Annotated in this window: 11 protein-coding genes; 4 read left to right on the top strand and 7 right to left on the bottom strand. The window is 62.9% G+C overall.

Annotated features, from left to right (window positions below):
- Positions 1 to 20: 20 nt before the first annotated feature.
- Positions 21 to 620 carry a carboxymuconolactone decarboxylase family protein gene (locus tag RBH19_RS07025; RefSeq protein WP_306728117.1) on the bottom strand — a complete coding sequence of 200 codons (600 nt, stop codon included), beginning with the start codon at positions 618 to 620 and terminating at the stop codon, positions 21 to 23.
- Positions 621 to 831: 211 nt separating this feature from the next.
- On the bottom strand, positions 832 to 1902 hold the full coding sequence (locus RBH19_RS07020) for a glycosyltransferase family 9 protein (protein WP_306728116.1): 1071 nt from the start codon (positions 1900 to 1902) through the stop codon (positions 832 to 834).
- Between RBH19_RS07020 and RBH19_RS07015 the strand changes: the two genes are divergently transcribed.
- On the top strand, positions 1901 to 2644 hold the full coding sequence (locus tag RBH19_RS07015; RefSeq protein ID WP_306728115.1) for a 3-deoxy-D-manno-octulosonic acid kinase: 744 nt from the start codon (positions 1901 to 1903) through the stop codon (positions 2642 to 2644). The genes RBH19_RS07020 and RBH19_RS07015 overlap by 2 nt on opposite strands.
- 26 nt (positions 2645 to 2670) lie before the next feature.
- Positions 2671 to 3549 carry a 1-acylglycerol-3-phosphate O-acyltransferase, YihG family gene (yihG, locus tag RBH19_RS07010; protein WP_306728114.1) on the top strand — a complete coding sequence of 293 codons (879 nt, stop codon included), beginning with the start codon at positions 2671 to 2673 and terminating at the stop codon, positions 3547 to 3549.
- A gap of 377 nt (positions 3550 to 3926) precedes the next feature.
- Here yihG and lpxL read toward each other — a convergent pair whose 3' ends face one another.
- Positions 3927 to 4856 carry an LpxL/LpxP family Kdo(2)-lipid IV(A) lauroyl/palmitoleoyl acyltransferase gene (gene lpxL / locus RBH19_RS07005; protein ID WP_306728113.1) on the bottom strand — a complete coding sequence of 310 codons (930 nt, stop codon included), beginning with the start codon at positions 4854 to 4856 and terminating at the stop codon, positions 3927 to 3929.
- Positions 4857 to 5055: 199 nt separating this feature from the next.
- The gene (locus tag RBH19_RS07000; protein WP_306728112.1) at positions 5056 to 5997 is read right to left on the bottom strand and encodes a lysophospholipid acyltransferase family protein; all 942 of its coding nucleotides are present in this window, start codon (positions 5995 to 5997) and stop codon (positions 5056 to 5058) included.
- A 543-nt stretch (positions 5998 to 6540) separates the two neighbouring features.
- Between RBH19_RS07000 and hldE the strand changes: the two genes are divergently transcribed.
- Positions 6541 to 7962, top strand: a complete 1422-nt coding sequence (gene hldE, locus RBH19_RS06995; RefSeq protein ID WP_306728111.1) for a bifunctional D-glycero-beta-D-manno-heptose-7-phosphate kinase/D-glycero-beta-D-manno-heptose 1-phosphate adenylyltransferase HldE — start codon at positions 6541 to 6543, stop codon at positions 7960 to 7962.
- 24 nt (positions 7963 to 7986) lie between these two features.
- On the top strand, positions 7987 to 9279 hold the full coding sequence (gene waaA / locus RBH19_RS06990; RefSeq protein WP_306728110.1) for a lipid IV(A) 3-deoxy-D-manno-octulosonic acid transferase: 1293 nt from the start codon (positions 7987 to 7989) through the stop codon (positions 9277 to 9279).
- A gap of 158 nt (positions 9280 to 9437) precedes the next feature.
- Here the strand turns inward: waaA and RBH19_RS06985 are convergent, their stop codons facing one another.
- The 3 genes from RBH19_RS06985 to RBH19_RS06975 all read right to left on the bottom strand — a co-directional run bounded on the left by RBH19_RS06985 (position 9438) and on the right by RBH19_RS06975 (position 12010).
- A complete protein-coding gene (locus tag RBH19_RS06985) occupies positions 9438 to 10880 on the bottom strand; it encodes a TolC family outer membrane protein (RefSeq protein WP_306728109.1) in 1443 nt (480 codons plus the stop codon).
- 108 nt (positions 10881 to 10988) lie between these two features.
- On the bottom strand, positions 10989 to 11300 hold the full coding sequence (locus RBH19_RS06980; protein WP_306728108.1) for a rhodanese-like domain-containing protein: 312 nt from the start codon (positions 11298 to 11300) through the stop codon (positions 10989 to 10991).
- A 32-nt stretch (positions 11301 to 11332) separates the two neighbouring features.
- The gene (locus tag RBH19_RS06975) at positions 11333 to 12010 is read right to left on the bottom strand and encodes a protein-L-isoaspartate O-methyltransferase family protein (protein WP_306728107.1); all 678 of its coding nucleotides are present in this window, start codon (positions 12008 to 12010) and stop codon (positions 11333 to 11335) included.
- Between the last annotated feature and the right edge of the window lie 82 nt (positions 12011 to 12092).

Here is a 12092-nt window from a genome sequence, read left to right as displayed (position 1 = left end):
AACGACAACGATTTTACGGTTTATTCATTCTTTACGTGTTTTCCGCCGGTCCAGCCACCCTGCGACAGCACCGCCTTACCCAGCTGCTTCGGGCTGTCCTCAAGATCGGTGGCCATGGAATCGTTCCAGCGGTTGAGGAAGCCATAAAGGCAGACCGCGCCGAGGATCTCCACGATCTGCTCTTCGCTCCAGTGTTCCCGCAGGCGGGCGAACAGTTCCCCGTCCACGGCATTGGGCACCGAGCCGGCGGCCAGGGCGAAGTCCAGGGCCACGCGTTCGGCGTCGCTGTAGTGTGGACTCGTCTGATACTCCCAGACGGCGGCGACCTTGTCCTCGCTCACGCCCTTGATCTGGGCGGCGATCAACGAGTGCGCCTCGCAGTACTGACAGCCGGCGGCGCGGCTGGCGAAATGGGCGATCAGACGCTTGAAGCCCGGATCCACCGCGCCGGCCGGATCCATCACGGCATTGGTCAGTGCCCCGAAACCCTTCACCATCGCCGGCCGCCGCTGCATGGTCAGCAGGCTGTTGGGCACAAAGCCGAGAATGTCTTCGAAAATGGCAAAGTCATCCGCCAGCTCGGGCGTGGTTTCTTTTGGCAGGGGTTTCATGTGGGCCATAAAAAAAACATCTCCATCAGCAACGAAAGTCGTAATCGTAATCGTAGTCGTAATCGTAATCGGCTTTTCTAGGGAGCAAGGAGCAAGGAGCAAAAAGCGAAAACCGCGCCGTGCCTGTTCTTTATGTTTTACTCGTAGCTCGTCGCTCGAAAAAGCCGATTACGACTACGATTACGACTACGAACGGCACTGCCTACTCAGCACTCACCACTCACCACTCACCACTCACCACCCCATCCAACTTCTCAACCACATCCTCAACCTCAATCCGATCCATTACTTCCGGGTTACGCACCCTCGTCCCCCAACGTACTTCCTCCACCGTCTTGCCCGTTTCAGCCAGCAGGGCCTCGGGGTAGCGGTTTACGCACCACTGGCGGCTGAAGTAGGGGCCGGTGCGGTCGGGATTGGAGCTGGCATACAGGCCGATCACGGGGGTGCCGGCGGCCGTGCCCATGTGGGCGGGGCCGGAATCGGGGCAGAGTACGGCAGTGGCCCGCCGGATCAGGGCAAAGAGCTGCTTGAGACTGGTTTCGCCCACAAGGCTGGTCACCGGGCATTCGGCCTCTTCCTCAATGGCCGCGGCCATGGCCCGTTCGCGTTCCGTGGGGCCACCCGTGATCAGGGTGGCCATGCCGTGTTCGCGGGCGGCGTGCTCGATCACGCGGGCGTAACGCTCTGCCCGCCAGTCGCGGAAGTTGCGTGCGCGCTGGCTGGAGCAGGGGCTGATCAGCAGGGTGGGCCGGCCCTCGGGGATGTGCCGGCGGGCGAAGGCCTCGTCCGTATCGGGGACGGGTATATCCCAGCGTGGTCGGCTGATATCGGCATCCAGCTCGGCCGCGAAGGCGAGCAGACCGTCCATGACGTGAGCGCGGGGGGCGGGGGGAATGCGTTCACGGGTGAACAGCCACTGGTAATCCCGGGCGCGCTCCCGGTCGAAACCGATCCGGCGGTGAGCGGGAATGAGCAGACTGGCGGCACTGGCTCGCAGGGCCACCTGCATGTGCAGCAGGGCATCAAAGCGTCGGCGCGCCAGGCTGTGGCGGAGCGCCCGGTAGGCGCCCAGTCCGGCTTTCTTGTCGAAGCTGATAAACTCCACCCCATCAATGTCTCCCACCAGGCTGGCTTCCAGGCGGCCGATCACCCAGGTGATCGCTGTCTCCGGCCAGCGGTCCTGGAGGGCGCGTAACACCGGCACGGTATGGCACACATCGCCAATGGCGGACAGACGCAGCATGGCGATGGCATCCGGCGCCTGGATGGAAGGATGGTTGTCCGTCATGAATTCCGATTCCCTGTTCCCGAGTCGGCAGGAAGGCTGCCTCATGCTAGCGGATGCCCGGCGCATGGGCCAGCCAAAGCCCGAGCACTTCGAGCCCGATTGGTGGCGGGCGGCCGGTCGCATCATCGGTGAGGCCACGGGCCGGGGTAGCGCCTGGTTCATCGACGTGGACAATGAACAGTGGGTGCTGCGTCACTACCGGCGCGGTGGTGTCGTTGGCCGCTTCAACCAGGATGCCTATCTGTTTACCGGCGAAGCGCGCAGTCGCCCGGTGCGGGAGCTGCGTCTGCTCGCCGAGATGGAAGGCAGGGGCCTGCCGGTTCCCGCGCCGGTGGCCATGCGGCTTCAGCGCCACGGACTGTTCTATCGCGCTGACCTGCTGACGGTGCGCGTTCCCGGTCGTCCACTTTCTGCGCTGCTCGCGGACGGGGCGGCCGATCCCGCCCTGTTTGCCGTGATTGGTGAGGTCATTGGCCGCTTCCATCGTGAAGGCGTCTTCCATGCCGATCTCAATGCCCACAATATCCTGGTGGATGGTCACAGCGTTCATCTGATTGATTTTGATCGCGGCGAGTGGCGCTCTCCGGGGCGTTGGCAGCGGGCCAATCTGGATCGTCTGCAGCGTTCGCTGCGAAAACTGCTCGCTGATCAGTGGCGGGGTAATGCGCACTGGCTCCAGTGCTGGCTGGCACTGGAGCAGGCCTGGCAGGAGGCCTTGAGTCCGGAAACCCCGATTGAATGATTCCCGCACGGAGAGACAGCAAGGCAATGAACTTCCTTCGAGGCGTACTCACACAACTCATCATCATCCCCACCACCGTGATTCTCATCGTGCCGATGATGATCACCGCCCTGATCAAGGTGCTGGTGCCCGTTCGCCCGTTCCGCCGTTTCTGCACCCGGATCGTCATCGGCATTGCCGAGATCTGGGCCTGGGTGGTACCGCGCACCTTCCGTGCCCTGCATCACACCCGTTACGAGATCAGCGGCGACCTGGATGTAGATTGCCAGCACAGCTACATGCTGATCTGCAATCACCAGACCTGGGTGGACATCCCCGTCCTGCTTGAAGTCTTTGATGGGCGCATGCCCTTCTATCGCTTCTTCCTGAAGAAGGAACTGATCTGGCTGCCCCTGCTGGGCATGGCCTTCTGGGCGCTGGAATATCCCTTCATGAAACGGTATTCCAGGGCTTATCTGGAAAAGCACCCGGAGAAGCGGGGCGAGGACCTCAAGGCCACCAAGATCGCCTGTGACCGCATGCGGGGCCTGCCGGCCACCATCATCAACTATCCGGAAGGTACACGCTTCACCCGCGCCAAGCATGAAAAGCAGGGCTCACCCCATCGCAACCTGCTGCGCCCCCGGGCCGGCGGCATCAGCTTCGTGCTCACCTCCATGAACGATCAGCTGGACAGCCTGATCGATGTCACCATCCGCTATCCCGACGGCATTCCCGGCTTCTGGCACTTCCTCGCCAATGGGGTCTCACGCATTCAGGTGCATGTCAGAAAGCTGCCCATCCCCGTGGAGATGACCCAGGGGGATTACCAGAACGATCCCGAATTCCGCGAACGCTTCCAGGAATGGGTCAACCGTCTGTGGGAAGAGAAGGACCAGCTGCTGGAGGAAATGAAAAAAAGCTGATTGGCCACGGATGAACACAGATGAACGCAGATGTGGGCCGTGCTGTCGGGAATGCCGTGCGGTTTCTGAGAGCTTGTGCCTGGGGAAGGCAGGGGAAAATCGGGCATGAAGATCACGAAGAAAAGCAGAAGATGTTGAAGGTAGGATAATGGCCAATACCCTGTGGAAAGGCTTCAGCCTCGATCATTGCCATCCTGAGGCACCCATCGAGGCTAAAGCCTCTCCCACATTACCCAAGCACACGCTTTGCCTGGCCTTATTTCGTGTTCATTTCGTGTGCATCTCGTGGTCCAATCCTTAAAGCCTTTCTATTCCGAAGCCGCACGGCATCTCTCACAGCACGGCCCACATCTGCGTTCATCTGTGTCCATCTGTGGCTAATCTTTCTTTCTCTTCCTTGGCTTTTCGTGCTTGCGATGCTCGGTGGTCTTGAAGCGGTTGTGGGTCCACAGATACTGCTCGGGCACCTTTCTGGCCTCGGCTTCGATCAGACAGTTGACGGTGGCACCGTCTTCTTCCGGTGACATGTCCGCCATGCCCTCAATGGGCGGGTCGATGCGCAGCTTGTAGCCGGCCTTGCCGGGCAGGCGCTCCACCCAGAAGGGCATGACCGTGGCGCCGCTGATGCGGGCCAGGCGATGGGTGGCCGGGTTGGTGGGAGCCGGCACACCGAAGAAGGGTACGGTGACCGAGTTGGCACCCTGATAGCCCTGATCCGGGGCATACCAGACCGTCCTGTTCTGCTTCAGGCTTTTCAACAGCTCGCGCACCGCATCCCGCGGAATGGCCTTCTCGAAGTGGGCCTCACGGCGGTTCTTGCTGATGTATTCCAGCAGTTCATTGCGATTGGGTCGATACATCAGGTGGAAGGGTCGGTAGAGAGAGAGCAGGCGGCCACCGATTTCCAGCGTGGTGAAATGAGCCGAGAGCAGAATCGCTCCCTTGCCCTTTTCCAGCGCCGCGTCCAGATGCTCCAGGCCCTCGATCTGCACCAGCTTGCGCAGGCGCCGATCCGATGCCCACCAGCACATGCCGATCTCGAACATGGCAATGCCCAGGGCCTCGAAGTGCTCCCGAATCAGCTGCTGCCGCTTCTCTTCAGACCATTCCGGAAAGCAGGTGCGCAGATTGTATTCCGCCACTCGCTGACGCCGCCCGGCCAGCTTCTGCATCAGCCGCCCGAGACCGCGGCCGACCCGAAGCTGGGCGGAATAGGGCAGCAGAATGGCCAGCCGCAACAGCCCGAAGGCCAGCCAGCCCGCCCAGTAACGCGGGTGAAGCAGTGATGTTTTCTTGGGTGTGCTCATGGTTGTTGATCTTGCCATAGCTTGTTTGTGAAAAAACATGGGAACCACCGAAGACACCGAGCGCACCGAAGTTCAGGTGGGCGGGGAATCCCCGGAATCTTCTGCTGACCGCCCCGGAATCCAGCTGCTCAGCGGAAACAATCATTCATTACAGCGTATTTTTTCGGTGTGTTCGGCGTCTTCGGTGGTTTCAATGTTTTCAACGCCTGCCAGCGAGGAAGCGCGCGCGCCGCCAGCGCTTGTGCAGTCGCGTCTTGAAGCGGTCGAAAGACCAGAAGTACTGTTCCGGCACCTTGCGGATCTGTTCTTCCAGTACGGCGTTGGTGCGAACGGTGTCGGCTTCCGGATCGTCACTGGGGAAGTCTTCCAGAGCCGGCAGCAGGTGCAGGCAATAGCCACGGCCACCCGGCAGGCGCTCCGGGTAGAAGGGCACCACGGGCGAGTCGGTGGCGCGGGCGATACGGGAGGTGGCGGTATTGGTGGGTGCCGGCCGGCCGAAGAAGGGCACCCAGACGTGGTTCTGCTTGGTGTAGGCCAGGTCCGGTGCGTACCAGACGCAATGGCCTTCCCGGAGTCGCCGCATCAGGGTGCGGATATTGTTGCTGGGGATGATGCCGTCAAAGTGACGACGGCGAGAGCGCTGCACCACATACTCGAGCACCGGATTCCTGTTGGGCCGGTACATGAGATGGAAGGGTGTAAACAGGCCCAGCAGCCGCCCGCCGATTTCGAAACTGGTGAAGTGGGCGCTCATGATCAGCACGCCCTTGCCTTGCGCCTGCGCGGCTTCAAGATGCTCGAGGCCCTCCACCGTGACCAGGCGCCGAAGCCGACGGTCACTGGCCCACCAGCCAAGGCCCAGCTCGAAAATGCCGATCCCGACCGCCTCGAAGTGTGCCTTGGCCAGCCGCCCATGTTCCCGGCGCGGCTTGTCCGGAAAACAGCGGCGCAGGTTGAGGTAGGTGTAAAAGCGCCAGCGCCAGGCCAGGTAGTAGATGCCCCGCCCAAGGCCGCGTCCGATCAGCACCAGTAGCGGGAAGGGCAGCAGCAGCATCAGACGCAACAACCCCAGGCCCAGCCAGGCGGGCCAGTGGAGCGGTGAGAGAGGTGGGCGTGGGATGTTCTCGCTTGTTTTTGCCATGGGGGGATTATAGCGAGTTGGGGGGCTGAGTACTGAGTACTGAGTACTGAGTACTGAGTGCTGAGTGGGCAGTGCCCTCGTTGTCGTAATCGTAGTCGTAATCGGCATTTCGATTGAAACGTGAATCGGAGGGCGGCGTTAGAGGGTGCCGGGGTGCTTGGAGTGTTGCGGCCTCGAGAGTGAGGCGTGAGGTGTGAGGTGTGAGGGGAAAGGCGGGGCGCCTTTGGCGCCCAACGGCCGGCCGGCGGCCTGCCTGGTTCGCGCGTAGCGCGGAAGCCGAAGGCTTCGGGGTTTCACCTCACGCCTTACACCTTACACCTCACGTTCGGAGCCGGAAAGCCGGCGGTGCCTCCTCGCCCGCTAACGGCTCCGACAAACGCCAATCGCGGCAAGAATGCCGCTCCCACAGTAGGTGGCAAGGCTCCGTCTAACGCTCCCTTCGATTCACGATTCACTCGTCATCCCAAGCCCAATGCCACGCCCCGTGCTCCATGCCCAGCCGTGCTATCATTTCGGCCCAGTATTTCCCGCCAACACAGGGGTTTGCGCGTGCAGCTTCCGGATTTTTCCAAGGCCCGGGTTCTGGTCCTGGGTGATGTCATGCTTGATCGCTACTGGCAGGGGCCAACGGGGCGCATTTCTCCGGAGGCGCCGGTGCCGGTGGTGCGTGTGGAGAACGAGGACACCCGCCCCGGTGGCGCCGGCAATGTGGCGCTCAATCTGGCCTCCCTGTCCGTGAACAGCCGCCTTATGGGTTGCGTGGGCGATGACGAAGCCGCTGCCTTGCTGCGTGCGGCCCTGGATGATGCCGGCATCGAGCACCAGCTGATCGATTGGGGCCTGCCCACCATCACCAAACTGCGGGTCATCAGCCGCAATCAACAACTCATTCGCCTGGATTTTGAACAGCCGGGTGGCACGGCACCACCCGAGGCCCTGGCTTCCGGTTTTGATCGGCAGCTGGATGGACACCAGGTTGTCGTCCTGTCCGATTACGCCAAGGGCTGCCTGAGCGGGATCCGGGCGCTGATTGCCGAGGCCCGCGAGCGGGGCCTGCCGGTGCTGGTTGACCCCAAGGGCCATGATTTCAGCCGCTATCGAGGAGCCAGCCTGCTGACGCCCAATCTGGGCGAGTTCGAGGCCGTGGTCGGTCCCTGTCCGGATGACGCCACCCTGGTGGAGAAGGCCGAAGCCCTGGCAAAGGAGCTGTCCCTGGAGGCGCTGCTGGTGACCCGCAGCGAGAAGGGCATGAGCCTGATTCGTCCCGGCCAGCCGCCGTTGCACCTGCCGGCTCGTGCCCGGGAAGTATTCGATGTCACCGGCGCCGGCGATACCGTTATCGCCGTGTTTGCCGCCATGCTGGCGGCCGGTGAAGGCATGGACAACGCGGCCCGCCTGGCCAATCTGGCCGCCGGTCTGGTGGTGGGCAAGCTGGGGGCGGCCACGGTCAGCCCCTCCGAGCTGCGTCTGGCCATGCATGACGCCGGTGCGCCGGAAGCGGCGGTGATGGATCAGGCCACTCTGGTGCATGCGGTTCGTCACGCCCGCGAGCGGGGCGAGAAGGTGGTCATGACCAATGGCTGTTTCGACATTCTTCACGCCGGTCACGTCAGTTATCTGCGCGCCGCCCGAGCCCTGGGTGATCGGCTGATCGTGGCGGTGAATGATGATGATTCCGTGCGTCGCCTCAAAGGTGACGGCCGCCCGGTCAATCCGCTCATGAACCGCATGAGTGTGCTGGCGGGGCTGGAAGCGGTGGACTGGGTCGTTCCATTCTCGGAAGACACCCCTGAACGCATCATCTGCGAACTCCTGCCTGATCTTCTGGTCAAGGGTGGTGACTACCGCCCGGCGGAGATTGCCGGGCATGACTGTGTGGTGGCCAATGGCGGTGAAGTCCGGGTGCTGGATTTCGTCGATGGCCTGTCCACCAGCGACATCCTGGCTCGCGTTCGCGGCCAATAACCGTCAGGCAGGAATCCAGTTTCCATGTCGCGCACTCTGTATAACCTTGCCCTTGCCGCCTTGATGCCGGTGGCCTTGCCCCTGATGGAATGGCGCGCCCGTCGCCAGACCCGCGCGGGTGATGCCTGGGCCCAGCGTCTCGGTTTCATTGACCAACAACCGGCGGGGGAAGGCCCCATTTGGGTTCACGCGGCCAGCGTGGGTGAAGTGCAGGCCGCACTGCCCCTGTTGCGGGCCCTGGACAATGCCATGCCGCACCGGCGGATCGTTGTCACGACCTTCACCGCCGCTGGTGCCCGTCGTCTGGCGGAAGCCGCGGGGGATCGTGTGGTGCGGCTGATGCTGCCCTACGACCTGCCCCGGCCGGTCAATCGTTTTCTGGATCGCCTGCGTCCCGCCGCCCTGCTGGTGACCGAAACCGAACTCTGGCCCAACCTGTTTCGTGCCGTTCGGGCACGGGGCATTCCCCTGATGATCGGCAGTGCCCGCCTGAGCGAAAAGGCACATCGGCGCTATCGCCGCATTCCCGGCCTGGTGCACGAGGCCCTTTCCTGCGTGGACATGGTGGCGGCCCAGAGTGATGCCGACGCCGAGCGTTTCCGTGACCTGGGCGCGCCGGTGGAAAGGGTGGAGACCTTCGGCAACGTGAAGTTCGATCTGCACGCCTCCAGTTCGGTGGCGGAACAGGGTGCGGGCCTGCGACGCAGCCTCTTCGGCGAGCGACCGGTCTGGGTGGCCGGCAGTACCCGCCAGGGTGAAGAGGAAAAACTGCTGGATGCCCTGGAACAGATTCGCATCCAGAAGCCCGACATCCTGCTGGTGTTGGCCCCCCGCCATCCCGAGCGGGCGGGACATCTGAAACAGTTGATCAAGGCCCGCGGCCTGAGCTCGGTCAGTCGCAGTGACGGTGCCAGCGCCGAGGGCGCGGACGTTTTCATTGTCGACACCCTGGGTGAGCTGATGACCTTCTACGCCACCGCGGACGTGGCCTTCGTCGGCGGCAGCCTGGTGCCGGTGGGGGGGCACAACCTGCTTGAACCGGTGGTTCTTGGTATCCCCGTGCTGACCGGCCCCTACTATGACAATGCCCGGGACGTGGCCGAAATGCTGATCGCGGCCGGCGCCGTCAAGCAGGTCAATGACAGCACGGCCCTGGCCGAGCGGGTTCTGACCCTGATCAATGATGGCTCGGCCAGAGCCGAACAGGCCGCAGCCGGCTGGGCCGTGATCGAACGCAACCGCGGCGCGGTCAATCGATTGGTGGAACGGCTTGCCCGGTTGATGGGTGAGGAGTTGTTGGGGGGTGGTGAGTTCTGAGTGCTGAGTGCTGAGTGCTGAGTGCTGAGGGGCGCTGTGCCATCCTCGTAATCGTAGTCGTAATCGTAATCGTAATCGTAATCGGCTTTGATCAAGGCTGGAAAAAGCCGATTACGACTACGACTACGAGAAAGGCTCGGCGCGGCCTTGCCTTCGGGTCATTGCCCCGGTCTGGCGCCCTCAAGATCCATGTCGTCGGTATCCACTTCCAGATCTTCCACCGCTTCGCCGGGGTCGGCGCCCAGCAGGGCGTTGAGCTGGCGGATGTCGTCCATGCCCAGTTCGCCGGTGGCCTGGCGCAGCCGCAGGGTATTGATCAGAAAGTCGTAGCGGGAGCGGGCGTAGCTGGTCTGGGCGTTGAACAGGGCCTGGCGGGCATCCAGGATATCCACCGTGGTGCGGGTGCCCACCTCGAAGCCGGCTTCGGTGGCCTGCAGGGCGGTCTGGTTGGATTCCACGGCCTGGCGCAGGGCGCGTACGCGGGAACGCTCGGACAGCACGCCAAGGTAGGCGTCCCGGGTCATGCGCTCGGCTTCCCGCAGTGTGCGCTCGAGGCGGTTCTCGTCCCGCTCCAGTTCGGCGCGTGCCTGACGGGTCTGGGACATGCGCTGACCACCGGAATACAGCGGCAGGTTGAACTGCAGTTGGATCGAGCGGCTGTCCACATCCTGCTGATCGAAAAGATCTTCCCCACGCTGCTCCGTCCGGCCCACGTTGGCGACCAGGTCGAGGGTGGGGTAATGCTGGGCGCGGGCCCGGCGAACAGCACTCTCAGCCGCTTCCATCGCAAAGCGGGATGCCAGCACGCTGTAGTTACCTTCGCGGGCTCGGGTCACCCAGGCTTCCGGATCGGCCGGGTCGGGCAGGGACAGAGGCATGTTTTCTTCGGGAGCGAGAATCTCACCCGGATACTGTCCGATGATTTCCCGCATCTGTTCACGCCGCAGGCTGACCTGGCGATCGGCGGCAATGCGGTCGGCCACGGCATTGTCGTAGGCGGCCTTGGCTTCCTGCACGTCGGTGATGGCGATCAGACCCACCTCGAACCGTCGTTCTGCGCGCTCCCGCTGTCGCAGAATCGCTTCCTCATTGGCCCTGGCCGAGGCCTGCTCGTCCAGTGCAGCGAGCAGATCGAAATAGGCCTCGGCCACGCGGATGGCCAGATTCTGCATTTCCGCCTCGAACAGGGCATCGGCTTCGGCCACCGCTGCTTCGGCTTGCCCCAGTTCCTGGAACTGGCCCCAGTTAAACAGGGTCTGGCGAAGCTGAAGACCGATCTGGGTGGTGTCCGTGTCACGTCGAAAATCCTGCAAACCAATCTGACCGGTATCCGGGTCGGCACCGATGCTGGCGCCTTCACGAACAGCATCCTGGTAACTGGCGCTGAGCGAAATCTGGGGCAACAGTTGGCCGCGCGCCTGCGGATAGCGCTCCCGGGCCGCATCGCGGTTGGCGCGCGCTTCACGGATTGCTGGATCGTTGTTGACCGCCAGCTCGTAAATTTCCAGCAGACTGGTGCGTTCGCCGGTATTGGCGCTGGCAAGCGGGGTCGCCAGAATGATGGTCAGAAACACACTGACAAGTACAGGCCGCAGTGACATGGTCACGACTCCTTTGCGGTTTGGTGTTGTATCAGACTATATCAGCTAATCCGGGAAATGCAAACCGATTTTCGCCTCGGCCGGACAGTGCGTGGCGGAGGCGGTGGGTCAGTAACGGGGAATGCGCTCGTCCACGGTCTGCGACCAGGCATCAATGCCGCCCTCCAGGTTGCTGACATCGGTGAAGCCACTGCGTTCCAGGAAATCAGCCGCCATGGCGCTGCGCACACCATGGTGGCACATGACGATCAGGGGGCGGTCGCGGGGAAGGTCATCCAGGTGTTGGGGCAGGCGGGCCAGGGGAATGTGCAAGGCATCCGGCAGACTGGCAAGTTCGAGTTCCACGGGCTCACGCACATCCAGGAGGACGGCACCGTCCGCCAATCTGTCTCTGGCCTGACCGGGTGTCAGATGTCGCATACCCCCTCCGGCCTCCTGGCGTGCTGGGGCGTTCAGAAATCGAAGGTGTGTTCGTCCCAGGCGTCGATCAACGGTGGCAGATTGGTCTCGAAGAGGTATTCGCAGGACCAGTCATCTTCGCTCACACGGGTGATCAGCTGGGCCTCCATGGCGGGCGCGCGCCCCGTGACCACGAACAGGCGCCCACCGACACCCAGGCGGTCGCGGAAGCTGGGGTGCAGATCCGGCATGGAGCCGGTGACCACGATGACGTCGAAGCGCTCGTCGGTCCAGTCCAGGGTGCTGGATTCCTGAACCTGCCCGCGAACACCCTTGATGTCCAGCGACTTCCAGACCTTCTCGGCGGTGTCGACGAAATCCGCGAAGCAGTCCACCGACATCACCTGTCCACCCAGACGGGCCAGGCAGGCGGCCAGATAGCCGCTACCGGTCCCCACTTCGAGCACACGCTCGCCTTCCTGGACGTTGACCGCCTGCAGCACCCGGCCTTCCAGCTTGGGCTGCATCATCATCTGGCCATGATCCAGCGGAATATTGGCCTCGGAAAAGGCAAGGCTCTTGTAGCGGGCCGGCACGAAATCCTCGCGCGGCAGTTTCTCCATGACCTCCAGCACGCGCGGATCAAGCACGTCCCAGGCGCGAACCTGGGCCTCCACCATCTGGCGGCGGGCGAAATCATTGGTCTGAAGGGCAAAGGGTGTCTGTTCCATGGCTGAGTGCAGTCTTCGCGGGGGTTTCGGGGCCGCCAAGGATACGGCGGTGGCCCCCGCAAGGCAAGTGCGGGAAGGCTTG

Source organism: Natronospira bacteriovora (genome assembly GCF_030848495.1).
Taxonomy (GTDB): Bacteria; Pseudomonadota; Gammaproteobacteria; order Natronospirales; family Natronospiraceae; genus Natronospira; species Natronospira bacteriovora.
This window is presented reverse-complemented; position numbering and strand designations above follow the sequence as displayed.